We start from the raw sequence: 23,743 nt of genomic DNA on the forward strand, positions 1-23,743 counted from the left end.
CAGGCGGAATCAGAGGCACTGTTGCCTTTCCTTTCGCCCATTCCGCCACTCTCACCCAAAATTAAAGGCACTTTTCCCCCTCCTATCGCCCATCCCGCTACTCCCCCTGCTGCCCAACACAAAAAGACGGCCCTCACCGGGCCGTCTCACTTCACACTTTACATTTACTTTTACCGCCGCCACTTCATGAACCAGTAATCCAGCAGGTCCACCAGCAGGAACAGCACAAAGCCCACTAAGCTGAACAGCATGATGCCGGCGTACATCTCCGGATAATCGAGCCGCAGCCAGGCATCCATAATGAAGAAGCCCATGCCGTGCTCCGTGCCGTAGATTTCGGTGAAGAACAGCACGGAAATGGCGGTGCCGAGCGATACCCGGATCGTGCTGAGGATGACCGACAGCGCACCGGGCAGCGTGACATTCCAGAATTTCTGCATGGAGCTTGCTCCGATGCTGGTCAGCACATCATATGTAGTCTCGGGAATTGCCTTGATCCCGTCACGCACAGAGATGATGATCTGGAACAGCAGAATCAGCATAATCATCAGCACTTTGGACGTTTCCCCAAGCCCGAAGAACAGCATCACCACCGGCAGCAGGGCGATCTTCGGAATCGGATAGGTCAGATAGACGACCGGATCGAGCAGTTTGTTCCAGAGCGGCGAGCGCCCCATTAACAATCCAATCATCAGGCCGATCAGAAGCGCCAGCAGCACACCTTCCAAAATCCGCAGCAGGCTGTATCCGACATTCAGCAATACCTCATGACCTTCCAGCTGAAGCATTGCTTTATAAACGGAGCCGGGAGACGGCAGAATCGGATGGTTCATCAGCAGGTAGACGACATACCAGACCAGATTCATACCTGCAAAAACAAACAACAGCCGCAGCACGTGGTTAATCCGCTTGTTCATCACCATTTTGCCTGCATTACCTTTCTAATCACTTTCGTCTGCTCAAAAAACTCATTGCTGTCCCGTTTCGCCTCATGCTTCATCCCGAACACTGCGGCATTATCAAGCACTTCAAGCTCTGTCCGTTTACCCGTACCTGCCGGCAGAATGATAATCTTCTGTCCCAGCAGGATCGCCTCATCCACATCGTGGGTGACAAACAGCGCCGTTGCCGGATGTGCCAGCCAGTTATTCAGAAAAATCTGCTGCAGTGCCTCGCGCGTTACGGCATCCAGCGCAGAGAACGGCTCATCCAGCAGCATGATTTTCGGTAAAATCGCAAAGGCCCGCGCGATCGCCACCCGCTGCTGCTGCCCGCCGCTCAGCGAGAGCGGATAGCGGTCCGCCAGACCGGCAATTCCCATCGCCCCAAGCCAGCTTGTGATCCGGGCATCCCGTTCACTCTTGTCCACAGCTGCGGTACCGGTAATCTTCATGGCAATCCGGATGTTGTCCCGGACCGTCTTCCACGGCAGCAGGCCGTAGTTCTGCGGTACAAGCCCGACCAGCGTCTCCTTGTCATGCACAGATCTGCCGTTGTACAGCAGCTCACCGCGACAACCCGGCAGCAGGCCGGCAACCGCCCGCAGCAGCGTAGATTTGCCGCTGCCGGAAGGCCCGATTATCGTATAAATACCATGCTCGGGCAGCGTCAGATTAACCTCTCCCAGCGCTACCTGGCCGCCCTTATACTCAACCTGCAGGTCCCGGATGCAGAGTCCGCTATTTCCCAAACTGGACATCGGAGATCACATCTTCAGGTGTAATGTCTTTGGTAAGCAGCCCGGTTTCCCGTGCCCAGGCAAAAGCCGCCTCTACTTCCTTCACGTCCACTTGAACAGCCGGCTCGTAAGCAGGCACTGTAATCTGGTCCTTTAATGTCTCGGGGTAGCCCACTTCCTTGATAATAAGATCGATATATTCCGATTGGTCATGAGATTTCATATAATCTACAGCAGCATCATAAGCGGCATACATGTCGCGGATGGCTTGCGGTTTGGCATCAATTACAGTTTGCGGAAAAGCGAACACGAACGGGTTCACGCCGGCAGTGTGGGTAGAGCTCAGCACGCGCAGCCCGGAGGTTTGCCCCATAGTCACAAACGGCTCAGGCAGCACAGCCGCATCCGCCTTCTGGTTCTTCAGCAGTTCAAGCCGGGTCGGGATCTGCGGTACTTCGCTCACTGTAACATCAGCTTCTGTCAGTCCCGCCTGCTTCAGCATCATTGCTACTGTATATTGAGTCGAGGTATTCTTGGACAAAATCACAGTTTTGCCCTTCAGGTCCTTCACATCCTGAATGTCATCATTGCCGGTCAGCAGGTCGAATTCACCGGTTGTGGTGCTGGTAATCTTCACATCGAGTCCTGCTTCGTTGTAGATCGAGATCGCTACCAGATCGGCGCTGATGCCGTCCACCTTGCCGGCCTGGAACGCCACATCGCGGTCCTTGGCGCTTTTGAAGGTCTGGATATCCAGGTTAACGTTATGCTCTTTATCGAAGCCCTGCTCATGCGCAATAATGAAGGGAATAGCATCGATCGAAGGCAGCAGACCCAGTGTCACGGTTACCGCTTCCGCCCCTGCAGCTCCGCCCGAATTAGCCGGATTCCCGGCATTGCTGCCGCTTGCTGTATTGTTATTGCCGCAGCCCGCCGCAACCATTCCCACTGCAGCGGTTAGCGTAAACAGCATCATAAGGTGTTTCCAGTTCTTTCTTTTCATCAATCTTCCTGCCTCCAAATCTCTCTATTATATTTGCTTGCGCATATTTTCACATAAGGGCATAGAAAAGCCTCTATGCTTCCCCATAAGCGTAAGTAATGCAATTTTACACCCATTGTCTCATTTTGTATATTTATAAATTTAAATACTATCCATGTAAACCACCTGTGCAGCAGCCGAAAAAGCCTCCGCTTACCCGGCTAAGGTAAGGAAGGCTTCTTCTTAATGCTACGCTAGATCGCTTCACCGCTAACCGCAGTTCCGCTCTTCGTAAGCTTGTAGCTGATAATCTGGCCGCTCCAGAAATGGAATTTCAGAATCACTTCACCGTCATTGACTTCCTTGAAGAAATTCTCCGTCAGGCTGATCTCTCCTGTGCTGTAGGAAGGGCTGAACGTGTAAGCAAACTCCTTGTAAGGGGTCCAGTTCTGCGGCCCGGCGTTGCCGCCTGCAGCATACACGGCTTCCATGGTTGCAAGGCTGTCACCGTTAAACGCGGCCGGGATTTTGAAGGATGTTGTCGTTCCAATGGCGTTGCTTAGCTTAGGCTTGGCATAAACGGTGAGCTTAAAGGTCCAGGCTGCACCTTTGTTGAACTTCGCTGTGAGGGTAGCATTCACGCCCAGCTTGCCCGACTTGGTAAGGCTCTTCAGCTTCGCCGCCTTGATCGTCAGCTTGTTGCCGCTGAGGGTATAATCACTGCCTTGCTTAAGCTTGCTGCCGGCTACGCTCAGCAATTTCAGCTTGTTGCCATTTAGGTTAAGCAGGACGGTTGTATCCTTGACCGCAGCATCCTTTTCAAGATAGATGAGATCACTTTCAGCAGTAGCAGACCGTGTAGTCCAGCTGGTCTTAATCATCGTAAACAGCTGCGGATCAGACCACTTGTAGGTCGTACGGCCGAAATGCTGCCCGTTGTCCCAGAGCATGGACGTAATCCGCTTTTCTTTCAGATAATAGCCGAGGAATTCAAAAAACTTCAGCTTCTCACCCTGCTCAATCGCAGCCGTGCTCTGGTCAAAGCCAAGCAGTCCGTATTCCCCGAGAATGACCGGAATGCCTTTGGCGGTAAAGGTAGCATGTACCTTGTCAAAGGTCTGGATGATGTCATTTTGCGTATCGGCGTCAAATTTGGTGTAGCCAGCAATATTGACGCTGAACGGCCAGAAGCCGTAGTAATGCACAGTAGCAATCAGATTAGGGTCCTTCAGCCCGGTGATCGTCTGGTACAGCACATCCATCCGCTCCTGGGTCGGAGAGGATTCCAGCGATGGCAGGACCAGCGGGCGGGCTGAATTTTTACCGCCTGAGCTTCGGACGATGCTGTGGAAGGACTTATTCAGCTCGTTCAGCATGGCTGTGGCCTTAGCTTCATCCGTCGTTCCGCCGTCGGTAAACCGCGGCTCGTTAATGCTCTCGAACATCAGCTTGTTCGGATAGTTCTTGAAGGTCGCAGCCACCTGCTTCCAGACGGCGTTATAGCGGGCCAGCACCTCGTCATGCTTCTGCTCCATCCCGCTGACCCACATCCATGAATCATGGTGGACATTGATCATGACATACAGCTTCTCAGCGAGCGCCCAGTCCACCACCTGCCGGACTCTGGCGAGATAAGCAGCCTCAATCGTATAGCTCGGAGCCGCTCCGATGTGTACGTCCCAGGTTACAGGAATGCGGATGCTACGGTAGCCTTGGTCAGCGATTTTCTTGATCAGCTCTTTGGTAACCTTGGGGTTGCCCCAGGAGGTTTCGTCGGCTCCCGTAGCATCGAGCGTATTACCGAGGTTCCAGCCCGGCTGCATGGCATCCACGTAGGTCTGCATTGCGGTCGGCTTAGGCTTCTTCGCAGCAGATGCCGCCGCGGAAATATTAGGTGTTACTAGCATTAGCAGCAGCAGTGTGGACAGCGTTACTAATAACAGCTTGGGTAAACCGCGTTGTGAGCGCTTGGACGATGTGTATGGCGAAAATGCAGGCAATGCTTGTGGCAGCAATGATTTATTCTTAGGCATGAATACGTTATTCCTCCTTATGAATGAATGATCATTGTCTTGAGATCCCCCCGGAGCCTGGTACACCTGTCACCTCCACTTTGTATGTAAACACTCCAATGTAAACGTTTATTGTAAACGCTTACCCAAAAGAATATAGCATCTTTTCCCTGCGGTAAATATCCCAATTATTAGTGGAAAAATCCCGGGGGAATTATTGATTGGCGCGTTGGACGCGCTCAGCTAGGGCGGGATGCGAACAGGGCCGCTGCGGCAGTTAAGTGGATTTTAGTACACTAATTCCCTGCGAACAGAGCTCCAGCGGTACTTAGGTGGATTTTAGTACACTAATACCTTGCGAACAGGGCCACTGCGGCAGTTAAGTGGATTTTAGTACACTAATACCTCACATGGGGGCCTAACCAGTGTTTTCACCGGAATTAAGTAACCTTTTTCCACCTAATCACCTATTTCAGGCAAAAACAGCTCAATTAGTGTACGTTTTTCCAACTAAATTCACCGGAGAAGGGGGAACCTGCCTGCCTGCCTGCCTGCCTGCCTGCCTGCCTGCCTGCCTGCCTGCCTGCCTGCCTGCCTAAAAAGCCCGAACGATCTGCCCCCTTGCCGCATCAGGCTCGTGAAGCAAATCTTTCAGGACTCATTCTCCAGTAACTCCACCTCTTCCCCCTGCTGCCGCCTCCGCTCGATGTTATCTCTGCCCCAGGAGCACATGAGGTCGATTATGCGGTTTGCTGTGATCCCGTATTCGGTTATATAGTACTCCACCTTGGGAGGCATTTGCTGATGTACGTATCTGCCGATGATTCCGTCCCGTTCAAGCTCACGCAGCTGCTGGATCAGCACCTTTTGCGAGATGCCGGGGATGCTGCGCTGTAATTCACTTGTCCTTTTTGCACCGGGAATTAACAGGCATACAATCAGTGCCTTCCACTTCCCGCCGAGGATCTCAAGCGTTGCTTCGATACCTAACTGATATTGCTTCAACAGAACTACCCCGCCCTCAGAAAAATATAATGTTGCTCTAAGCTGCCTGTCTCTATCATCGCATACATCCCTGCCGTCTCCAATGCACACTTTGAGGTAACCAGGTTACTTTATTGTGTGTATTTACATTTTTTTCAATTTGAAAAATAATAGAGGCAGCTGCAGCAAACCACACAGGTGATAAAGGAAAGGGGAATATATGAGCACACTTGTAATACTGGCACACCCAGATCTTGAGCATTCAAGGGTTAATAAAAGATGGAGACAGGCGCTGCTTGAGCATCCCGCTGAAATTACGGTTCATGAGCTGTACGAGGAATATCACAATTGGGAGATTGACGTTGCAAAGGAGCAGGGGCTGCTTGAAGCCCATGACCTTATTATTTTTCAGTTTCCGTTATATTGGTACAGCTACCCGCCCCTGCTGAAAAAATGGCTGGATGACGTGTTTACCCACGGCTGGGCGTACGGCTCTAACGGTACCAGGCTGCGCGGCAAGAAGCTGGGAATAGCAGTATCCATTGGTGATAAAAAAGAAAACTACCTCCCGGCAGGCTCCGTTTCTTTTACAGTGGATGAAGTGATTACTCCCTTTAGGGCCAGTGCCATTCATGTCGGCGCAATCGCATTACCGTATTTCGCTGTCTTCGGAGCCTCATTTCAGGCCAGTGATGATGAGATTGAGCAGAGTGCGGCGGAGTATGTTGCGTATATTACGCGGCACCGGCTTCCTACACCGTCCCCCGCTCAATAATCCGGTAATCAAGCTTACGGTATACAGGCTGCCGGTTACCTGTGCGGATCTGCTCGTGGATGATGCGGAAGGCAGCAGCGCCCATGTCATAGAGGTGGTTGTCGATGGTTGTAATGTCGAGCAGCCGGCCGATCGGCTGATTGTCGAAGCCCATGACGGCGATGTCCTCCGGGATACGCAGCCCGTGCTTGCGCGCCTCGATAATCAGGCCGGCGGCGACATGGTCTCCGGTTACAATGAATACCTCCGGCCGCTCCTCCATCTCAAGCAGCGAGCGGGCAACCGCCACCCCGTCCTCCTCCTTAAAACAGTCAAATACCATCCATTCCTGCCGGAAGGGCAGCCCGTGTTCAGCATGAAAGGCATGAAAGGCCGTCTGCCTGATGGAGGCACTACTGCCGTTCTGCCTGCCCTCGCAGTAGCCTATTTTGCGGTAGCCCTTACCTTGCAGATACTCCAGACCATGCCAAAAAGCCGCATAGTGCTCCATATAAACGGATGAAAAACGCCGCTCCCCGTTATCCTGGCAGGTGACAACCGGACCGTACTCCATATACTCCTCGATGACCTCCGGCAGCAGCGCCGTAGAGACAACGACCACGCCGTCAATCTCCTTGTTGCGCAGCATCTCCAGCACCTTCAGCTCCTCATCAGGGTCATAGTTGCTCTGGCAGAGGATCAGCCGGTATTGGGCGAGCAGCGCCTCATGGGCCAGTCCGTCCATCACGATGGCGAAATAATATAAATTGATATACGGCAGAATCACCGCAACTGTCCCCGTCCGCCCGGTACTCAGATGCACGGCATTCATATTGCGTGTATAGTTTAGCTGCTCTATTGTCTGGAGCACGGCGGCTCTCTTCGGTTCACTTACATAAGGATGATTATTCAGCACCCGCGACACAGTCGTGACGGAAACACCGGCGATGCGGGCAATTTCCTTGATATTGGCCATCAGCGCAGCTTCCTCCTGAAGTTAGGCATTTAATGTTTTTATTTTACCATACCTCCTCCTGAAATTTTTGATTGTAAAAAGCTTGCTATGGAACGCATTTCATACTCTACACTGAATGTGTAACAGCTTACCGGACTAACCCGGCGTGACCGAAAGGGCGTGACGGACCGGTTAAGCAGATATTCCCGCCGAGTGAGGAAGTTTTTTTGTTGGCTGAAGCTTAATTAGCTGCAACAAAAAACCTTCCATCATCCCGGAGGATGAAGAAAGGCTTAAGCACCGGTATACAATCCTTATTTATCTTCCAAAAAATCAGCAGATACAATATATCCATTTATGGAGACCAGATTGTTAAAAGGATTGTTTTGTTGAGACACCTGTGTGGCAAACTCGCCTCCAAAATGACTCATTTTAAACATGTCACGTATTAATTTAGATTTTTGTGAGGTTGAGCTTTGTGCAGTACCGAAATAATCACATATATCATGTACGGATACGCAAGGCTCAAAGCTATTATCAAATAAAAAGTTGACTGTACCAACGGCGTGAACGATACCTGCCGCCCAGATTTCCAGCTTGCCGCTCATAAAGGGAACCGTTCGCTTGCGTCCAAGCTTTTCGACCATTTTACACGATAGCTGCTCATAATCTTCGTCCAGATACTGCTGGCAGAACCCCGTTACCAGCTCTAGTAACCGCTCTTTCTTTTGCAGCATTTTCGGATCTTTCATGCTTCTCCTCCTTGCCATATTCTCTATCTTGTATTTTAATCACACCTTAGCACTAGCCGCAACAAAAAAACTACAATCCGCTATTCCCGCTTCTTCCCGACTGCACCAAGATAGATTACGAACTCTTCCTCGCCGTCCAAGCCCAGAATCTCATCAATCAGCTTTTGATCGTAGATTCCAATAGCGCAGGCACCGGCACCGATGGACTCACTGGATAGATACAGGTTCTGGCATACATGTCCAACATCGATGAGGATTTTTTTGTGGGCTGAGATGTCATACTTCCATTCGGAGCGGTACGGTGTAGTACTCCATGCAAACAGCACAGCAGCCTTCTTCGCAAAATTAGGGACAAACGGCTGATCCAGAGTAATCGCGTCAACCTTCTGCTCCATCTGTTCCAATTCACACATAAACAAGAGCTTATGCTCTAAGGGAAGATATCTGTAAATCCCCTGCTGAACCCCTTCTACCCGCATAATCATTAAATAGGTTTCAAAAGTATGCGTCGCTCCGCTGCAGGGTACTGTCCGCAAGGTAAGCCCATTGCTGTTCATCCCCGTAATCCCCTGGGTAGCCCATAATAAATAGGACAGCTCGCCTAAGCTGAGCGTTTCCGCAGAATAAAATCGCGTACTTCTTCTCTGGTCTATACAATCAAAAATATTGTCCTTACACACAACTTCCCTGCCGGCTTTTGGCAAATCAATAATGAGCGATTCCGGATCAAAGGGCTTAACAATAGGCGGTTGGGGCACTCCTTTGATCTTGTCTGTCCTGATATGCTTGAATTCATGAAAATTAGATTTAAGAAAATGTCTTTGCTGCTCGTATCTGGCCATAACGGACCCTCCTGAATTACATTAGTGACTTTAATTTATCACTTTACGTAAATTAGCTTGTGACAGGAATCACAATCCCGGCAGCAAAAAACCTCCCCTCATCCCGCAGGATAAAGGAAGGCTTACACACGTCACCTCTGAAGCACGGCAGCTATATTTACAGCTCCCCGAGTTTGATCAGCTGCACCAGAGTTATATCCTGAACACATAGCTACTGCTGTTGCTCCTCTTCCACGGCGGCCGAAGAAATACAGGTCAGTAGTTCACGTACAGGTGTGCGAAGACGGGGCTTAGGAATTTTATCCTGATCGAAGTAGCCAAGATGAAGTGTACCGATGATTCTCTCGCCCGGCTTCACGCCTGTCATTCTGCAGAAATCGGGATCGAAATTATATTCATTCGTCTTCCACACTACGCCAATTTTCTTCTCCCATGCGAGCAGCTGCAGGTTCTGAATAAGAGCTGAGCCTGCCCCCACAGCATCTTCCCATACCCTTTGTCTAGGATCTGCCTCGATAACAACGAGCAGATGGGCCTGAATACGCTCGCAGTAATCGCTCCGCAGCTTCTCTTCCCAGCGCTCCAGCTCATCCCTAGAGAACGTATGCAGCACCGCATCGGCAAATTGCTTCCTTCCCGCATCCTGGAATAAAATGAATCGCCACGGCTCCTTGCGTGAATGCACTGGCGCCCACACGGCTGCTTCCAGCAAATCTATAATCGTCTCTTTCGATAGCGTTTTTTCGTTAAACTGCCGAATAGTTCTTCTTGCACGAATAAGCTGCTCTATTGCAGATACTTCCATTTCGGTTGATCCCTCCGCCACATTCCCCTTATTGGGTGAGCCAATGCACCGCTTCATCAATAATTTTACTTTGTCCGATTGGGCCGCCCGGGCCTTGGAACCACAACCCGTAGTCAACAATGTACACATTGTTGTTCTTAACGGCATTCAGGCCTTTCCATACCGCAGTCTTCTGCATCTCACTTGTTTCTGCAGGATTTGATGACAGGAGGAAAATATGGTCAGGATTAATGGACGGCAACGACTCCAGAGAGATAATCTGCATAGATTCAGACGGGTCAGGTATAGAAGCGGGAGGTTGAAGCGCCAGGTCATCATAAAGAACCTCATAGTTGCGTTTACTGTAGTACCGGACTTCTTTATCAGATAAACGTAGAAACATCACCGTCTCATTGCCGATCGCTTGCTTGATTTTCTCACGGGCCTCTGCAGCATGCTTCTCGTATTCTTCAATAACCTGCTTGGCCTGCTCCGTCTTCCCTAACATTTCACCCATGTTAAGCAGGCTCGTTTTCATACGAATAATGCCTTGCTCATCCTTGATTTTTTCTGCAAACAAGGTAGGCGCAATTTTACTGAGACTCTCGAAGGAATCCCCCATGAAGTCCTGGCCAATAATGAGATCCGGCTCCGCCGCCAGGATACTTTCAAAATTCGGATCCACCTGCCAGCCCAGATTTTCTTTTCCCTCCAAACGATCGGCCAGGTAGGTAGGAAACTGATCGCTGCCTTCTTCATTGCTCGATGCCGCCTGCGGTACTACGCCGAGTGCAAGCAAATAGTCAGTAGCGGCCGGGAACAACGAGATTATGTGCTTGGGCTCACCTTTAATGACGGTTTCTCCCCATGCATGCTGAATTAACCGCTCCTGAACTGCCGGCTGTTCGGTTGGTTGTACAACAGCTGTTGGCTGCACAGTGCTGTTGTTCTGTCCATTCCCGTTTGCTGTTGAAGGATTCTGAGCGGAGGAGCAGGCAGACAATAATAGTGTAAGGCTAAGCAACAGAAGCGTCGTGACCGATTGTCTTGATTTCATAGGTGTGCGTGGCTCCCCTTTTCTTCTATATTGATAATGATTATCATCATGAATATGAATATAACCGCGGAGCTTTTGCCTGACAATGAACAATTCTGACTTTCCGGTAGTATTATCCTGACCTGTTGGCAGGCTGATGCGGTCCTGTCTGAAACGGCCTGGCGACACACCTACATGCTTTTTGAATAAGCGATTAAAATAAAGGGCATCCGGGATGCCTACACCCTCTGCAATTTCCTGCAGGGAAAGCTCTGTATGTAACAACAGCTTCTTTGCCTGGTTCAATCTAATTCCGGTAACATATGCGATCAGACTGCTTCCTGTCTCTTTCTTGAAGCTTCTTGACAGATGTCCCGCACTGCAGTCCAGAAGTTCAGCGAGCGGATCAATCATTACCGGCAGAGCATAATTTTCATGGAGATAACGAACCGCTTGAGCAACCAGATTAGGCTTGGCAGTTGTAATAACCTGTATGTTCAGCTGTCTCATCAATTCGTTAATAAACTGATAGAATAGCGTCTTAACCTGAAATTTCGCGAGCGCATCCGTCCGCCCCCAATATTGGTCTATTTTCTGGACTTTGTCGTATAGGAAGACAGGATGGCTCGGGACAAAAGCATATTGAATATGAAATGGTAAATGTCTCTTCAATAGTGCCTGAAGCTCACGGCTGCTGGACAAAGGCAAGTTCGCCCGGTAGAAAATTAAATAATATTCAAAGTAATCATCCGTAAGGCTGATATCCAGGCATACCCCCTTGCCTCCATGCAAGACTTGCATCTTCTCAACGGCGTACACGGTGTCATCCAATGCAACCTTCGCACCGCCCTGTATCGTATATAAAAAACCGCTGGCTGGTAAGGTGTAGGCATGTACTTCTTCGCCGGTACGCAGCACCCTGTGCCGTACATCCCATATCTTAATTGAGGCCTGATTCCAAAGCTTCACATGCTCTTCTACGTGCATCGCTTCACCTTCCATAAATCTTTATGCATTCAAAAGCAGGCTTGCCTCTTCACTCACACCTATTCTAACGATAATCATTCTCAACTACAACGCATTTCTTGCTGCCAGCGCCGAACAGATATTACACCCGCCGCTATCGCGGCAAACAAAAAACCTCCCCTCATCCCGCAGGATAAAAGGAGGCTTAAACGCGTCATCCCTGAAGCACGGCAGCTATATTTTCAGCTCCCCAAGCTTAATCAGCTCGACAACCGCTTGCGAACGGCCTTTTACGTTTAACTTTTGCATAACGTTTGTAACGTATTTTCAAGCACGCATATTTCAACCAAGCACCGTATGCAACTCTATGCGTCCTGCTTTATCTATTACAATTTTATCAATTAACCGTATAAGCATATTTCTTGTGCCCACGGCATCGTCGTAATTATTCTTGTTTTCAAGTGAATAAAGAGCTTCCAGAAGCCCCCGTTTCAGGGTTTCCCAATCCTTATGCTCGTCCGCTTTTTTATTAACTGATCGCAGCCTTACTTCCGCTTCTTCAATTTCCTTTTCATACATTTCTTTTTCGAATTCATATTGCTCAGAACTGATACCTTCTAGCATGTGCTGCCGGCGTATCTCGAATAATAATTTTCGACTGTCAGATATTTGTTTTTCCAGTTTTTTCAGTTGCTTACTGTGGTCCACATCATCGAATCCAGCTGAATCACCCAACTGCCTCTGAACATCTTTCATGTTAATTAGTTCATGAATACGGGAAATTGTCTTCTCGATGATTTGATCCCTCAATTCAAAATAAGGCATCCACTTGCCGTTGTTACATCCTTGTTCACCCTGGCGGCGTCTCTTGCTACACATTAGGTATCGGTACTCCTTACCTCCGTCACGGCTTTTACCCTTCATAGTTACCATAGCACATCCGCATTCCTTGCAGAATACAATTTTCGCAAATGCGTTTTGATAAGCCCTTCTCCCTCCGCGTTTGCCGCCGCCTCTAAGCAAACGCAGTTCCTGAGCAGCCTTAAAATCAGCCTCACTTATAATAAAAGGGTGGACTGGGCTCTCACTTCTGTCATATTGATCCGGATCGCGTGCGACAAGTCTTTTTGAACGGTTTTGTAAATCTTCAATATCGTCATAGAATTGCTGAGATTCATATTTACCACTAACCACATACCCAGTGTAATTTTCATTTTGCAAGATACGTTGAATGCTGGATACGCCCCATAACTTTCCTGTAGAACTGGGTACCATCTCTTCGTTTAATGTATTTACAATGGTCTTCTCGCCCATGCCTTCCCTGATGTACATATTAAAAATACGTTCAACAATCTCGGCATGTTCAGGAATGATCTCTAATGTTTTTCGGTTATCTATTTTAATCTTCTTGTAGCCGAATGGAGCAATACTTCCAGTAAAATTCCCTTTTAAAGCAGATTGCCGTATGCCGCGTTTTGAGGATACACTAATATTTTCAGACTGCTTCTGATTGACCGATGAAATAATACCAAAGATCATCTCATTATCTTCTTTTCCCGAATCATACATGTCTTCAATTGACACAACTCGGATACCTAAGGCATTTACCAGTATTCGCTTTAGTGACAGAGCATCAAGTGTGTCGCGGCTGAACCTTGAAAGCGAAGCAAACCAAATCTCATCAAATTCTCCATGCTTTGCGTCTTGAATCATCCGCTTTACATCGTCCCGCCCCATAATCGTTGTAGCGGTATCCCGGTCCAAGTATACGTGATCAACAGTGTTTCCTTCCTTTGCTACCTCTTCACGGATCAGAGCTTCTTGATGTTCAGGGCTATCTTTTTGGGACTCTTTAAGCGTAGAGACGCGGACATACGCCCGCGTCCTCCTCTTGTTCTTCTTCCGATTTCGATTTGAACTACTCTTCGCGTTCTGCATTACACGTCACACCTTCGCATGGTTTCGTAATATATCACATAAAGGCATTGTAAGATAAGCTCCATGCTTTGCCAAGACAGAACGGATATTCGGTTCCAATGCATCACTGATCGCTTGGATCGGATCTCCCTCAACTTTTACAAAGACTATATCAAATACTGGTTTAGTTTTTTCTTTTTTCTTCTTCATTCTCATCACCCACTATTAGCCTATGATGTACGGCATGGTCATGTTTCGTCATTTCTGGGCCTGTGTACCTTTTCCACCGCAACATCCAGAGCTAACGCAATCTGATATATAGCATTTCGTCTTAACTTCTTGTATTTACCGGGGCTGATAGGCGGTTTGAAGCAGAAGGTATAGACCTGATAATCGAACACATAAGGGCTCTTCATGTATCTTTCTTCAATGAGCAGCTTTTCCATGGGGTGTAGCCGGTTCACTACCCGGTCAACCTTCCTGCAGTAATCCTGCCGCTGCTTCTTTATGTCAATGTTATAGGCCGCGATATCCCCGGTCTGATCACTGGTGGTGCCTGTGTTACCCCGCGGAGTGTCTGATATTGACGATGTAGTGCTGGCCTCTCGCTCTTCGGGGTCTGTCGTCATAAATATCCGGTATTTCTCCAGCGCGGCTTCTACTGCCTCTTTGGTTCTTTTGCCGTCCAATTCCGGGAGGTCCGGATTGTCTGGAGGGTATTTCCGCATGTGTTTCACCTCGGGTTAAGAGTTCCCCGGCCGGAGCCGGGGAGTAAGTATTACTTAGAACGGCAGATCATCATCAGGGATCGTCGGACCGCCCTCACCGCTTTGACCCTCGCCTTCGTAATCCTCCAGCTTTGTCTGGTTCGGATCATCCAGATCAATGGAGCCATCAGCGTTCCGCTTCACCTGCAGGCCGTTACCCGGTGGTTTTGGATCCTCGCCGCCCTGCTGCTTACCACCAGCGCCGATAACATCTTCAATCGTTACCTGATCAGGGTTGACCTCTTTGATAGCAGCTGCCAAACGCTTTACGTCCTGCGTGGTGGTTCCGTGGCGCTTAATGACTTCCACAAAGGCTTCAATGTCAGGCGGGACTGTCTTCAGCAGCGGACGGCCATCTACAGCCTCCAGGGTGTTGCCGTCCTTATCTGACTTGGTGTCGAGAGCAAAGAGGGCATTATCCAGTACATAGCGCTGCTGAGGTTCACTCATCTTGACCCACATGTCTGCATTGAGATACAGGATAGCATCCTTGTCCCATGTGCTGCGCAGGTCCTCGCCCAGCACCTTGATTTTTCCGAACTGCTCCTTACCTTTGGACTTCCATCCGCCATGTTTCATCAGGATTAAGAAGGATGTATCTTCAAAGTAGTGGTGATGCTTACGGATCATATCGTTCAGCAAGTCATATGTTTCCTCAGTTGCTTCCCTGTGGAATTTCGGTGCCTTGATAGCCTTTGCCATTTATAATTGCTCCCCTCGGAATATAATTTGGAATAAATCCTGTTGCTTTTACTGCTCTTATATAATCAAATTCCACAATGTTTCTTCTTTAAAACAAATTGATGATGCAGGCTTCGATTCCGGTCGGGTAGACAATGACGGGCATTGGGCCTTCTTTGTGATCCTGGGTAAGTTGCAATATGGCGATGGGCATTTTTGCGTTGGTGTGATCTGAATTGTTTATAGTGGCGAGTGTTCCTCCCCAACTGGTCACGCCAGCGGTCAAACGGGTATTTCAGATATCCTTGCTCGTTAGGCCGCCAGCTGCGGTACTCAGTCCGCAGGCTCGCGGCAAACTCCGCGAATTCCTGCAGGCTTTTACTCAGTTCCTGAGCATAACCGATTAGAGGCTGCAGCAGACTGGACAGGTATTCTCCCACAATCAACATTCCCTGCCGGAGCTCGGCTACCGGATCGCGTGGTTCCGGCTGGGCCATTTGCTGATCAAAACCCATTATCATATACTTCCGTGCCAAGGACATCGTCGTTGGGTCGCCCTGCAGAACTGCCGCCATATAGAGCTGACCTGTAAGGCTCTTTGCGTAGTCGTCTATATCCATGCCGTGTGTTTCTTCCCGATCAGGCAGGGCAGCGGACCATTCTTCCAGTTCTTTAATGCGCTGCTTCCATTCCTGCACGGTCGCGTTATCGATGGGTGGCGGCCATTGGTCGTTGCTCATGATTCCTTAGCTCCTTCCCCAGTTACCATGTATGGCTTCTCACAAGGTACACACAGTCTGATGTCAGTCCTGGTTGGATGATCTATCGTGTTATTGCTGCCGCAGTCCGGACAAGGCGGATGTGCTTCTATAAGGCGGCCCAGCAGCTCATACACCACTGATGGACCAGATACATAGACATGCTTCCCACGAATTTCCTTGATCCCTTCCATCATGCGAGCTATGGTCTGCTGTGCCTCTGCCAGCTCGTCATACCATTTCATTGCTGTTCTTTGTTCCACTCTCAGACCCGTCTTCAGATCAGCGTTGAGGCGCTCTGTCTCTTCTAGAGCAGCCAGCAATTCAAGCCCCATTACTGATGCTTCATATGCAAGAGAGGAAGCTTTTTCTAAACTCCTTCTGTTGGACTCAAACGTTCTCTTAATCTCTTCTTTCCGTTCAGGTGTAATGCTCATGACTGCACTCCTTCCCAGTTCCAAATACTGAGCTGTCCCTTTGCCGGGATCGGCTGCGGCAGCTGCTGAACACCTGCCAGTTCCCATGCATAGCGTCCAGACTCAAACCAGCCGAAGGCAAACTCTTTATCAAGAGTATTGAAATGAGTTTTACGGGTATCTGCTTCTAAAGCAACCACCCCACCGAGTACATCACGCCGAATTCCGAAGCACTCTTTGAGCTCAGCAATAGCTATCACCGCCCCCGTGGGTAGGTTGTCAGCAGTGTAACCGTGCCGAGCAAGGGCCTTCTTAATCTTCGGGATCTCGCAGGCATCTCGATCCACCTGCTTCCCGGCATGTATCGCCAGTTCACCGCGATGCTTTGTCTGCCAGCCCCGGGTTTCAAAACGTTTCTCGCCGAGTGCCATCAGTGTTGCCCAGGGCTGCTTTATGGTTATAGCTTTCATGCCTTTGCTCCTTCCGGGAATTCATCCCATGTTCTGCCGTCCAGTTCCCGCCCTGCTGCCTTTTTGCCTATCCTCGCAAGCAGCACCGTATCTGGTGGGAGCATTTCATGAGGTGTTTTCATGTGGTCATTACCAGACCGGTCCATCACATGTAACTGGTGTTTCCCGACCTCGTAATTTCCGCAGGTTGCCTCTTCCCACTCTCCCCATTGTTTAAAAAAGAACGGCACTGCTGCAGCCTGGCACTGGTCTCGCAGCTCCTGCACCCACCATGGATGCATTGGCCGGGCCTTGCTACCGCTCTCACCGCCGACTGTGCACCAATTTATGTGCTCATTAGTCGGCTCAGCGTTCGGATGACCATGAATGTTGTCCGGGTCGTAATAGCTCGGTGCCCAACCGGGAGTCATTAGCCATTTACTCAGATCAACGCTGCCCAGCAACGGCTCACAGGAGAGAAACCGGATAGCAGCCGGCGTCTGCAGAAGCAGTGGTATGCGGCTATCTGCAGCCCGCTGGTTTTCAACACTGACACCGATCGAGAGATTCGGCAGCGGCCACATTTCCTCAATCGGCCATCCAGCGATATATTCCGAGTAGAACACATCTCCATCTTCCATAATCAGAATCCCATCCAAGGACTTGCTCCAGCGCTCCAGTAGCCGTTCAGGTCCTGCCGAGAAGTACTCCCGCATACGCTCCGGACGCTTGGTCAGCAGCATATAGGTGTGTTTGCCAACTCTCTCCAGCATGTGACTGGCAAGCATAATGCCAAATACTTGATCAATGTACGTCTGAGACACTTCCTGGTGGAAAAGGTCACTCATGCTGTTGACGAAGATACGCCGGGGCTTCTTCCACCGGATCGGCTGCATTAGCTTTTCCGGCCGCAGCGTCACCTTAAAGCCGGATTCAAAGTAATGGCCCGGGGTGCCCTCAAAGCGTTCCGCGAAGCTCTTGGCGTAGCAGTTCCTGCAGCCCTCGCTGACCTTCGTACAGCCGGTAATTGGATTCCACGTTGCGTCCGCCCATTCAATACCTGTTTTGTCGCTCATGCCTCTGCCACCTCTCCCCCGAGCAGTTCCGGGTTTTCGTAGATGTTGCCGATGACCTCTATTTTTCTTCCCCTTACGTAATTGATAGGCCAGCTTTGATGCTTGGCTTCAATCTCAAACGAGCCTTCAAAATACTGCACTTTACCGACCCAGCCCACTGCATGACGGGCGATGTCCCCTTCGTAAATCACGCGACCGTTGCAATCTTTCACACCTGTGTATTGCATGACCTCAATTTCATTCCACTCCCACCGACGCCGATCGCAGTCATCAACCCCGAACGGACTAATGCTAATGCAGTTCTCCATGGATTTACGTGCAGGGTCCCATGCCCGGAACTTAATTTCTCTGTTCATATTGCTTATCAAGCTCCTTTATAGAGGAGAGGGTGGTTAACCCTCTCCTTTTACAATTCAGATGTTGGTGATGGCCGGTACCCGCAGGACTCGCAATAACTTCCAGCCTCATCATGCCCGGTGTAGATTTCATCCTCACAATCTACACAGCCGAGGTCTTGACCTTCATCGGGGAAATCTTCGTCTTCAAAATCCGACAGGTCATCATCATAAGTCTCCGACAGATCATCATCGTCATACTCTTCATCCTCGACCATGATTCGAGCATCGGCCCATTCTGCTCCGCATCTGCTGCACACAATATCTCCGCCTATTTCGCCCGGCGGCATCGGGTTATCGCAATACTTGCATTCAGGGTGCATCGTTTATCTCTCCTTATAGGGGCTATGCCCTGATTAATTGCTGCGGGGTATCTTCGTACTGTGTAACTTGTTACCTATTCGCTTACATTGCCGACTTTATTCCGCGTTCAACTCTTGCCACACTCGCCCTTGCGTTGTCAGTTAGTTGCCGTTGCCATGTTCCGTTTTTTGGAGACCATTTGTAACCGTTTGATCTGAGTACTGCACGAACGCCCTCGCTCGGCTTGTCTTCAAATAAAAGCTGCAGGCGATCGATTTCCGCATTCTCTATGACCTTAAAATATTCTCTATCATATTCCGTGTTTGGCTGGCCTGTTGACTCAATCGGCTTTGAATTTTTAAGCCACTCGATTTTTTTCAGGTAGCCCTTTATCCGTTCGTATTCTTCGTAGAGACGCCCTCTTGCTTCGTTTTGCTTTTCCTTTTTTCGCGTCGGGAAGTTGCCTGCGCCACTAATCATTACGGACGGACACATTAACTCAACGCGAAACCCTTTATTAATATTTTCTGCTAATTTCTTTGCGTACATATCCGCGTAGTATAAGGCCTTTTCTTTCGCGTGATCCGGAACTGCTTCAGCATATGAATATGCCGTATCAACGCACTGCTTGTAATCCTCCGTTGCACTACCTGCAACATATTCCGTAAAGCTCCACATATTACGCGCTTGTCGTGCCTGCATTTCATTGATTTCATAATATTTACGTTCCATTTTCCCCGTCCTTTCCTAATGCGCCGTATGCGTCTACTGCGACACCTTTAGCTTTTACGGAATGTTAATGCACTCGGGTCGAGTCCTCGCTGCCGCAGCCATTGAACCCGATTCCGACCCTTTTGCTCCGCAGTTATCAGAGGGGTATTTGCTGCCCGATCCACGTCCCATCCCAGGTAAATTCGATGATAGAAAGTATCAGGCTGCACCCCGTTGGCGGCAGCACGGGCCAAAACCGCCGGCGGGTACTTTAGTTGGTACCTTTTTGCCTGCGAGACAAGCTCACGCCGTCGGTCTGTAGTGGTGAACGGCTCCGTGGCCGCACGCTCCGGGCTCCACCCGTGCTGGTTGACTCGTGCCCGAAACAGATGTTTTGAAATGCCATTACTTTCGGCAAGAGAGTGCCAAGCAGAATGATCCGCAACCCGGCGCGGCGGTGTAGTCACGGCCCTCTCTTTGTCCCAGCCCAGACAGCGCACACGAGTTTCCAAGGTGTTAGCCTTTATTCCGTTGGCCGCTGCACGAGTATAATCATCCGGCGTAATGTAGAAGTCGTACCCCATTTCAATTGTCGCCTCCTTTGCGGCGGATCCGGGAGAGCCAGAAAGACCTCACCAATCACCTTGCCGCTGTCGTTTGTAACTAAAAGGCATCATCAAAGTGCATAACTCCCTGCTCGTGCTGCAGGTATTTGAGCGCTCCCGGCAGGTTGGTGTCCGGGAATCTGCTGTAACCTGTGCCGTCCACGCTGTCACATCTGATATCCCTTGCGTACCGCAGCCGCTCCAGGCTGTTGACGCGCCCCATATGCACCCACTTCCCGCGCCACTTCGCCTCCCGGACCAACCAACGAACCTTGTCGCTGAGCTTGTATTCTGTGCTCCCGCCGATAAACACCGCCTCACAGCGCCCCCACGGCATGCACAGATCCTCCTGGCCGTCTTGTAGCACCAAGGCAACCGGCAGGCCGTGTGCATGGATAATCGGCTCCCAAGTATCAAACATTGCCATTGTCTGTGCCGCGTCCGCCACTTTATCAGGGGCAGAGACGAACAGCGGGGATGCCTCCTTGATCCTGCTGAGCATCGCCCTGAAGCGCGTCTCTGCCGGCCCGTCAAATCCCCCGAAGCAGTCATTGTCTGCTGCCCACGGCAGCCCGGTCATAGATTCAAGAGAGTTACCTGATCGGGGTGTTAACAAACAGCCGAGATTCGGCGACGCTGCGTATTTCCGGACTGTCGTTGTTGCCCCGCTAACCAGCAGCAGCATCGCTCTTTCTCGGCGACAGTTTGAGCTGCTTGCCGAGCTCTTGAAGCTTTGCGCCATGCTCGCATACCTTGTTGCAGTGGTTATCAGCCTTTGCCAGATGTCCGGGGTGCTGCCGGAGGATATCCGCAGGTATGCTGCAGATGTTGCAATGATCGTCCCGGATTTCGGTTATTTGGTGCAGCACATCAACGCGCTTCATGTCCGGTTCCTCCTAAAAAAGTGTCAGCTGCATATTGCGTATCCGATTTTCCCCGCCCGCTGCCCAATATGGATCCTTCTCAATCACCAGATAATCCCGTTGGGTCCGTGCGGCTGCTACAGCCGTTGTACAACTCCCGCCGCAGTTATCAAGCACAAGCCCCCCCCCTGTTGGTATAGGTCCGTATCAAATACTCACAGAGCGGTACGGGCTTTTGATTAGGGTGAATGCGCTCTGGGTCATCATTATTGACTACCGGGAAATAGAGCACGCTCCGCGGATAACGTTCTGTTGATCCAGCTTCTGTAAAACTGGAAACTCCCGTGCCATAGACTTTTGAATTATGATTAGAAACTGCTGAATGCATGGGCTTATGTCCCTGAGACATTTGTGGATTATAGATAGGTGGCCGCTTGTAAAAAACAAGGATATTCTCATGAGCCTGCAGGGGCATCAGTGATTTATTTAGATGACCAGTTGCCTTGTTTTTCTCCCAGATCCATTCATAACGGAATAGTTTTAGATTGCTGGCACCTAACACTTTGTCGAATGGAGCTTTTGCAAACAGCAGGATCGCCCCATTCTCCTTAATGATCCTTTCATATGAGGACCATAATAGGTCAAATGGCAGAATTGAATCCCACGGGCTTTGCGTGGTGCCATACGGCAAATCACACAGAACCATATCCACACTGGCTGTCTTGATATAAGGGAAAACATCAAAGCAATCTGCATTAATAATTTGATTCGGGTGCAGGATCATAGGCTAAACTCCATCTGCCCCACTGCTGCCTTGTACCTCTCCAGTGACAGCGCCCGGCCGGAGCCGATGCACAATTCCGGTACGCTTGCCAGAACTTTAGCTCTCGCCATTTCTGGAGATACGGAATTACCGCACTTGGCTACCTGCTGATGTTTCTGTACAGGACGACCATTAGCCCGGTAGCCATCAATGATATATGTGCCAGGAAATCCTTGAGCTGCGTAAAGCTCACGAGATGTGAGCATTCGGAAGCCGATGTCCACTACAACATATGGCTCTCCCATGACGTGGACAATTACTAAGCCAAAGCGATCATGTGTCGGAATTGTATGCAGGGGGCTGTTAAGGCTCTGCCCAATGCTCGAGCCGTAATATTCCACCAGAAACGCATATACCAAACCGTGATGATTGCCGCCGGCTGTGATGGTGTGTAGCGGTTCGTTTATAGACTGACCGATGTTTGTGCCTCGGAACTTGATGATATTAGCAGTGACCAGCCCGAATCGATTGGAAGTATCCAGCGTAAGCAGAGGACTATCAAGTGTCTGCCCTCGAGCCTCTTGGCCTTTAATCTCTCCGTGATATTTCGTAAGGAAGGGGAGCACCAGGCCATATCCGTTTTTCGATGTCATTGTTCCGAGTGGCTGGTCAATACCTTGGCCTCTAAATCCATCACCGGAATGATTAACAGTTACGATAAATGGATTGGGGTTATCGAATCCGAACTTTACAAGACCGTGAGCGATCCGCCGTTGTGTACTATCTGCCAATGGGCGCTTCACTTTCAATCCGTAAGTCCGTTTGATCTCTTTATCTGAATCAAAAATACTGGGGCATGGAAGAGACCAATCAATAATTTCAGCAGCTGTCCGCCACGGCTTCCGCTTACCCGCCTGTACCTCAAGGCTGTCGGGCGATCCGTGTGTCGGATCCGGCCAGACAATGGGTTTACCATCACGCCTCATTTCCATACAGAGCCTGTTTCGAGAGGTAGGAGCGCCGTAATCGCAAGCTACCAGTTCACGCCAATCGACTGCATATCCGAGCTGCCGCAGGCACTCCACGAACGATTCAAAAATGCGGCCCTTCTCCTCTGGAATCGGCTGTCCCTCCTCATCCAATGGCCCCCAGTCTTGAAATTCCTCAACGTTTTCAAGGATGATGACCCGCGGCTTAACTGCAATTGCCCATCGGATTACGACCCAGGCCAAGCCGCGTATTTTCTTCTCGCGGGGCTTCCCGCCGCGGGCTTTACTATGATGAGTACAGTCCGGAGAGAACCACGCCAGCCCAACAGGCCGCCCGCGTGTTGCCTTTACGGGATCCACATCCCAAACATCCTCACAATAATGTTCAGTCTCGGGGTGATTGGCCTTGTGCATAGCAATAGCTTCCGGGTCATGGTTGATAGCGATGTCCGGGCTGTAACCTAACGCAAGTTCCATCCCAGTACTCGCCCCGCCTCCGCCGGCAAACGAATCAACGATGATCTCTCTCATGAGGAGCCTCCTTTAAGTACAATTTGATAAATCCCAGCAGAAGTATGTTCGGCAGATAATGCCTTCACCTCATAACCTATCCGGTGCAGCAGCCCCCTGCTCTGTTCGCTTACCAATGCCACTGCTGGCGCTATGCCATGACCGCAGCAGGACCCAACTGTGATTACGCCTGCATTAATCAATCTCTCTACCTCCAGCCCGATACAGCGATCCACCGGGATTCCGCCGTGCTCTGCAATCCACTGAGGGTTTGCCAGTTTGGCAATATGATCTGCTGGGATGTGCTGTACTTTGACTAAGTAGACATCCTCCGTGTTTAAGGTGCCTTTGCACATGATTGGCCCTCCTTCATAATTCCGGCTTTATATTCTTCCAGCTGCTGCCGCACCCGGTCCCGCTCCTCAACAGCTGAGCTCAGCCGAGCACCGCCCGTTCCCGCTGGCAGTTCTGCTACCCTGTCCTCTGCGATCTGCAGGAGCCTTTCCAGCTGCTGCAGCCGCTTATCTGCTACAACCATAAGAGCACCAACCCGAGCAGCAGCAGCGCAAGGCTGAAATCCCAAAGCACGCCTATTGCGTCTTGCTGCTCCTCCCGGCGGGCCGTAGCAACAATGCGGCCGCTGTCGTCCCTGAAGCGAATCACTGTCTTCATCGCGGATACACCTTCTTTTCCTTGTAATTGACCTTGCCCTTTGGCCGCCGCTGGGTTTTCCTCCGGATCTCCTCTATAGCAGCTCGCTTATGTGCAGGTGAAGCACCATCATCGTTGTAGGCA

The 23,743-nt window shown here is 50.2% G+C and carries 29 protein-coding genes and 1 pseudogene; 1 reads left to right on the forward strand and 29 read right to left on the reverse strand.

Going from position 1 to position 23,743, the window contains the following annotated elements; translation table 11 throughout:
- Nucleotides 1-170: 170 nt before the first annotated feature.
- From R70331_RS24370 to R70331_RS24390, 5 genes are all read right to left on the reverse strand, one after another.
- The gene (locus R70331_RS24370) at nucleotides 171-917 is read right to left on the reverse strand and encodes an ABC transporter permease (protein WP_042180044.1); all 747 of its coding nucleotides are present in this window, start codon (nucleotides 915-917) and stop codon (nucleotides 171-173) included.
- Nucleotides 917-1,699: an ABC transporter ATP-binding protein gene (locus R70331_RS24375; protein ID WP_042180047.1), complete on the reverse strand. Its 783-nt coding sequence runs from the start codon at nucleotides 1,697-1,699 to the stop codon at nucleotides 917-919. The genes R70331_RS24370 and R70331_RS24375 overlap by 1 nt, the downstream gene beginning before the upstream one ends.
- Complete coding sequence (locus tag R70331_RS24380) at nucleotides 1,680-2,681, reverse strand: ABC transporter substrate-binding protein (RefSeq protein WP_042180049.1); 1,002 nt, start codon at nucleotides 2,679-2,681, stop codon at nucleotides 1,680-1,682. Before R70331_RS24380 ends, R70331_RS24375 begins: the two co-directional genes overlap by 20 nt.
- A 233-nt stretch (nucleotides 2,682-2,914) precedes the next feature.
- Nucleotides 2,915-4,567, reverse strand: a complete 1,653-nt coding sequence (locus R70331_RS24385; RefSeq protein WP_042183176.1) for a cellulase family glycosylhydrolase — start codon at nucleotides 4,565-4,567, stop codon at nucleotides 2,915-2,917.
- Nucleotides 4,568-5,323: 756 nt separating this feature from the next.
- On the reverse strand, nucleotides 5,324-5,677 hold the full coding sequence (locus tag R70331_RS24390; protein ID WP_042180051.1) for a winged helix-turn-helix transcriptional regulator: 354 nt from the start codon (nucleotides 5,675-5,677) through the stop codon (nucleotides 5,324-5,326).
- Nucleotides 5,678-5,876: 199 nt separating this feature from the next.
- Between R70331_RS24390 and R70331_RS24395 the strand changes: the two genes are divergently transcribed.
- Nucleotides 5,877-6,431 carry an NAD(P)H-dependent oxidoreductase gene (locus R70331_RS24395; protein ID WP_042180054.1) on the forward strand — a complete coding sequence of 185 codons (555 nt, stop codon included), beginning with the start codon at nucleotides 5,877-5,879 and terminating at the stop codon, nucleotides 6,429-6,431.
- Here R70331_RS24395 and R70331_RS24400 read toward each other — a convergent pair.
- From R70331_RS24400 to R70331_RS31710, 24 genes and pseudogenes are all read right to left on the reverse strand, one after another.
- On the reverse strand, nucleotides 6,409-7,386 hold the full coding sequence (locus R70331_RS24400) for a LacI family DNA-binding transcriptional regulator (RefSeq protein ID WP_042180056.1): 978 nt from the start codon (nucleotides 7,384-7,386) through the stop codon (nucleotides 6,409-6,411). The genes R70331_RS24395 and R70331_RS24400 overlap by 23 nt on opposite strands.
- Before the next feature lie 293 nt (nucleotides 7,387-7,679).
- A complete protein-coding gene (locus tag R70331_RS24405; RefSeq protein ID WP_042180058.1) occupies nucleotides 7,680-8,117 on the reverse strand; it encodes a DUF6398 domain-containing protein in 438 nt (145 codons plus the stop codon).
- Between the two features lie 80 nt (nucleotides 8,118-8,197).
- Nucleotides 8,198-8,959 carry a SagB/ThcOx family dehydrogenase gene (locus R70331_RS24410; protein ID WP_042180060.1) on the reverse strand — a complete coding sequence of 254 codons (762 nt, stop codon included), beginning with the start codon at nucleotides 8,957-8,959 and terminating at the stop codon, nucleotides 8,198-8,200.
- 211 nt (nucleotides 8,960-9,170) lie between these two features.
- A complete protein-coding gene (locus R70331_RS24415; RefSeq protein ID WP_042180062.1) occupies nucleotides 9,171-9,764 on the reverse strand; it encodes a nitroreductase family protein in 594 nt (197 codons plus the stop codon).
- Nucleotides 9,765-9,792: 28 nt separating this feature from the next.
- The gene (locus tag R70331_RS24420; RefSeq protein ID WP_042183178.1) at nucleotides 9,793-11,766 is read right to left on the reverse strand and encodes an AraC family transcriptional regulator; all 1,974 of its coding nucleotides are present in this window, start codon (nucleotides 11,764-11,766) and stop codon (nucleotides 9,793-9,795) included.
- A gap of 213 nt (nucleotides 11,767-11,979) precedes the next feature.
- Nucleotides 11,980-12,069 (reverse strand): annotated as a pseudogene (locus R70331_RS32205) (helix-turn-helix domain-containing protein); the annotation flags it as partial.
- Nucleotides 12,070-12,087: 18 nt separating this feature from the next.
- Nucleotides 12,088-13,683 (reverse strand): recombinase family protein, encoded by a 1,596-nt coding sequence (locus R70331_RS24425; protein WP_042180064.1) that lies wholly within the window; start codon nucleotides 13,681-13,683, stop codon nucleotides 12,088-12,090.
- A gap of 6 nt (nucleotides 13,684-13,689) precedes the next feature.
- Nucleotides 13,690-13,872, reverse strand: coding sequence for a hypothetical protein (locus R70331_RS24430; protein ID WP_042180066.1), 183 nt, complete (start codon nucleotides 13,870-13,872; stop codon nucleotides 13,690-13,692).
- 38 nt (nucleotides 13,873-13,910) lie between these two features.
- Nucleotides 13,911-14,390 (reverse strand): ArpU family phage packaging/lysis transcriptional regulator, encoded by a 480-nt coding sequence (locus tag R70331_RS24435; protein ID WP_042180068.1) that lies wholly within the window; start codon nucleotides 14,388-14,390, stop codon nucleotides 13,911-13,913.
- 54 nt (nucleotides 14,391-14,444) lie between these two features.
- Nucleotides 14,445-15,131: a putative metallopeptidase gene (locus tag R70331_RS24440; protein WP_042180070.1), complete on the reverse strand. Its 687-nt coding sequence runs from the start codon at nucleotides 15,129-15,131 to the stop codon at nucleotides 14,445-14,447.
- Between the two features lie 65 nt (nucleotides 15,132-15,196).
- Nucleotides 15,197-15,850, reverse strand: a complete 654-nt coding sequence (locus R70331_RS24445; RefSeq protein WP_042180072.1) for a hypothetical protein — start codon at nucleotides 15,848-15,850, stop codon at nucleotides 15,197-15,199.
- Entirely contained in the window at nucleotides 15,847-16,305 is a 459-nt protein-coding gene (locus R70331_RS24450) for a hypothetical protein (RefSeq protein ID WP_042180075.1), read from the reverse strand. Before R70331_RS24450 ends, R70331_RS24445 begins: the two co-directional genes overlap by 4 nt.
- Entirely contained in the window at nucleotides 16,302-16,754 is a 453-nt protein-coding gene (locus R70331_RS24455) for an ASCH domain-containing protein (protein WP_042180078.1), read from the reverse strand. The genes R70331_RS24450 and R70331_RS24455 overlap by 4 nt, the downstream gene beginning before the upstream one ends.
- Nucleotides 16,751-17,809 carry a DUF5131 family protein gene (locus R70331_RS24460; protein WP_042180082.1) on the reverse strand — a complete coding sequence of 353 codons (1,059 nt, stop codon included), beginning with the start codon at nucleotides 17,807-17,809 and terminating at the stop codon, nucleotides 16,751-16,753. The genes R70331_RS24455 and R70331_RS24460 overlap by 4 nt, the downstream gene beginning before the upstream one ends.
- Entirely contained in the window at nucleotides 17,806-18,165 is a 360-nt protein-coding gene (locus R70331_RS24465) for a YopX family protein (RefSeq protein WP_052419197.1), read from the reverse strand. The genes R70331_RS24460 and R70331_RS24465 overlap by 4 nt, the downstream gene beginning before the upstream one ends.
- A 50-nt stretch (nucleotides 18,166-18,215) precedes the next feature.
- On the reverse strand, nucleotides 18,216-18,527 hold the full coding sequence (locus tag R70331_RS24470) for a hypothetical protein (RefSeq protein ID WP_042180085.1): 312 nt from the start codon (nucleotides 18,525-18,527) through the stop codon (nucleotides 18,216-18,218).
- A gap of 82 nt (nucleotides 18,528-18,609) precedes the next feature.
- Nucleotides 18,610-19,239 (reverse strand): hypothetical protein, encoded by a 630-nt coding sequence (locus R70331_RS30710; protein ID WP_052419198.1) that lies wholly within the window; start codon nucleotides 19,237-19,239, stop codon nucleotides 18,610-18,612.
- Between the two features lie 642 nt (nucleotides 19,240-19,881).
- Nucleotides 19,882-20,508 carry a hypothetical protein gene (locus tag R70331_RS24485; protein ID WP_156131188.1) on the reverse strand — a complete coding sequence of 209 codons (627 nt, stop codon included), beginning with the start codon at nucleotides 20,506-20,508 and terminating at the stop codon, nucleotides 19,882-19,884.
- Nucleotides 20,492-20,707 (reverse strand): zinc-finger domain-containing protein, encoded by a 216-nt coding sequence (locus R70331_RS24490; protein WP_042180091.1) that lies wholly within the window; start codon nucleotides 20,705-20,707, stop codon nucleotides 20,492-20,494. Before R70331_RS24490 ends, R70331_RS24485 begins: the two co-directional genes overlap by 17 nt.
- Nucleotides 20,708-20,855: 148 nt before the next feature.
- Nucleotides 20,856-21,470: a DNA methyltransferase gene (locus R70331_RS24495; RefSeq protein ID WP_231576352.1), complete on the reverse strand. Its 615-nt coding sequence runs from the start codon at nucleotides 21,468-21,470 to the stop codon at nucleotides 20,856-20,858.
- The gene (locus tag R70331_RS24500; RefSeq protein WP_042180094.1) at nucleotides 21,467-22,969 is read right to left on the reverse strand and encodes a DNA cytosine methyltransferase; all 1,503 of its coding nucleotides are present in this window, start codon (nucleotides 22,967-22,969) and stop codon (nucleotides 21,467-21,469) included. The genes R70331_RS24495 and R70331_RS24500 overlap by 4 nt, the downstream gene beginning before the upstream one ends.
- On the reverse strand, nucleotides 22,966-23,304 hold the full coding sequence (locus R70331_RS24505) for a hypothetical protein (protein WP_042180097.1): 339 nt from the start codon (nucleotides 23,302-23,304) through the stop codon (nucleotides 22,966-22,968). The genes R70331_RS24500 and R70331_RS24505 overlap by 4 nt, the downstream gene beginning before the upstream one ends.
- Complete coding sequence (locus tag R70331_RS24510) at nucleotides 23,286-23,486, reverse strand: hypothetical protein (RefSeq protein ID WP_042180099.1); 201 nt, start codon at nucleotides 23,484-23,486, stop codon at nucleotides 23,286-23,288. The genes R70331_RS24505 and R70331_RS24510 overlap by 19 nt, the downstream gene beginning before the upstream one ends.
- Nucleotides 23,477-23,620: a hypothetical protein gene (locus R70331_RS31710; protein WP_156131189.1), complete on the reverse strand. Its 144-nt coding sequence runs from the start codon at nucleotides 23,618-23,620 to the stop codon at nucleotides 23,477-23,479. Before R70331_RS31710 ends, R70331_RS24510 begins: the two co-directional genes overlap by 10 nt.
- Nucleotides 23,621-23,743: the final 123 nt, after the last annotated feature.

It is taken from the genome of Paenibacillus sp. FSL R7-0331, from assembly GCF_000758645.1.
Classification (GTDB): Bacteria; Bacillota; Bacilli; order Paenibacillales; family Paenibacillaceae; genus Paenibacillus_AQ; species Paenibacillus_AQ camerounensis.

Excerpts from the sequence above, each read along its gene's own strand:
- R70331_RS24370 (WP_042180044.1), bottom strand. The coding sequence starts at position 917 with ATGAACAAGCGGATTAACCACGTGCTGCGGCTGTTGTTTGTTTTTGCA.
- R70331_RS24375 (WP_042180047.1), bottom strand. The coding sequence starts at position 1,699 with ATGTCCAGTTTGGGAAATAGCGGACTCTGCATCCGGGACCTGCAGGTT.
- R70331_RS24380 (WP_042180049.1), bottom strand. The coding sequence starts at position 2,681 with ATGAAAAGAAAGAACTGGAAACACCTTATGATGCTGTTTACGCTAACC.
- R70331_RS24385 (WP_042183176.1), bottom strand. The coding sequence starts at position 4,567 with ATGCTAGTAACACCTAATATTTCCGCGGCGGCATCTGCTGCGAAGAAG.
- R70331_RS24395 (WP_042180054.1), top strand. The coding sequence starts at position 5,877 with ATGAGCACACTTGTAATACTGGCACACCCAGATCTTGAGCATTCAAGG.
- R70331_RS24400 (WP_042180056.1), bottom strand. The coding sequence starts at position 7,386 with ATGGCCAATATCAAGGAAATTGCCCGCATCGCCGGTGTTTCCGTCACG.
- R70331_RS24405 (WP_042180058.1), bottom strand. The coding sequence starts at position 8,117 with ATGAAAGATCCGAAAATGCTGCAAAAGAAAGAGCGGTTACTAGAGCTG.
- R70331_RS24410 (WP_042180060.1), bottom strand. The coding sequence starts at position 8,959 with ATGGCCAGATACGAGCAGCAAAGACATTTTCTTAAATCTAATTTTCAT.
- R70331_RS24415 (WP_042180062.1), bottom strand. The coding sequence starts at position 9,764 with ATGGAAGTATCTGCAATAGAGCAGCTTATTCGTGCAAGAAGAACTATT.
- R70331_RS24420 (WP_042183178.1), bottom strand. The coding sequence starts at position 11,766 with ATGCACGTAGAAGAGCATGTGAAGCTTTGGAATCAGGCCTCAATTAAG.
- R70331_RS24425 (WP_042180064.1), bottom strand. The coding sequence starts at position 13,683 with ATGCAGAACGCGAAGAGTAGTTCAAATCGAAATCGGAAGAAGAACAAG.
- R70331_RS24430 (WP_042180066.1), bottom strand. The coding sequence starts at position 13,872 with ATGAAGAAGAAAAAAGAAAAAACTAAACCAGTATTTGATATAGTCTTT.
- R70331_RS24435 (WP_042180068.1), bottom strand. The coding sequence starts at position 14,390 with ATGCGGAAATACCCTCCAGACAATCCGGACCTCCCGGAATTGGACGGC.
- R70331_RS24440 (WP_042180070.1), bottom strand. The coding sequence starts at position 15,131 with ATGGCAAAGGCTATCAAGGCACCGAAATTCCACAGGGAAGCAACTGAG.
- R70331_RS24445 (WP_042180072.1), bottom strand. The coding sequence starts at position 15,850 with ATGAGCAACGACCAATGGCCGCCACCCATCGATAACGCGACCGTGCAG.
- R70331_RS24450 (WP_042180075.1), bottom strand. The coding sequence starts at position 16,305 with ATGAGCATTACACCTGAACGGAAAGAAGAGATTAAGAGAACGTTTGAG.
- R70331_RS24455 (WP_042180078.1), bottom strand. The coding sequence starts at position 16,754 with ATGAAAGCTATAACCATAAAGCAGCCCTGGGCAACACTGATGGCACTC.
- R70331_RS24460 (WP_042180082.1), bottom strand. The coding sequence starts at position 17,809 with ATGAGCGACAAAACAGGTATTGAATGGGCGGACGCAACGTGGAATCCA.
- R70331_RS24465 (WP_052419197.1), bottom strand. The coding sequence starts at position 18,165 with ATGAACAGAGAAATTAAGTTCCGGGCATGGGACCCTGCACGTAAATCC.
- R70331_RS24470 (WP_042180085.1), bottom strand. The coding sequence starts at position 18,527 with ATGCACCCTGAATGCAAGTATTGCGATAACCCGATGCCGCCGGGCGAA.
- R70331_RS30710 (WP_052419198.1), bottom strand. The coding sequence starts at position 19,239 with ATGGAACGTAAATATTATGAAATCAATGAAATGCAGGCACGACAAGCG.
- R70331_RS24485 (WP_156131188.1), bottom strand. The coding sequence starts at position 20,508 with ATGCTGCTGCTGGTTAGCGGGGCAACAACGACAGTCCGGAAATACGCA.
- R70331_RS24490 (WP_042180091.1), bottom strand. The coding sequence starts at position 20,707 with ATGAAGCGCGTTGATGTGCTGCACCAAATAACCGAAATCCGGGACGAT.
- R70331_RS24495 (WP_231576352.1), bottom strand. The coding sequence starts at position 21,470 with ATGATCCTGCACCCGAATCAAATTATTAATGCAGATTGCTTTGATGTT.
- R70331_RS24500 (WP_042180094.1), bottom strand. The coding sequence starts at position 22,969 with ATGAGAGAGATCATCGTTGATTCGTTTGCCGGCGGAGGCGGGGCGAGT.
- R70331_RS24505 (WP_042180097.1), bottom strand. The coding sequence starts at position 23,304 with ATGTGCAAAGGCACCTTAAACACGGAGGATGTCTACTTAGTCAAAGTA.
- R70331_RS24510 (WP_042180099.1), bottom strand. The coding sequence starts at position 23,486 with ATGGTTGTAGCAGATAAGCGGCTGCAGCAGCTGGAAAGGCTCCTGCAG.
- R70331_RS31710 (WP_156131189.1), bottom strand. The coding sequence starts at position 23,620 with ATGAAGACAGTGATTCGCTTCAGGGACGACAGCGGCCGCATTGTTGCT.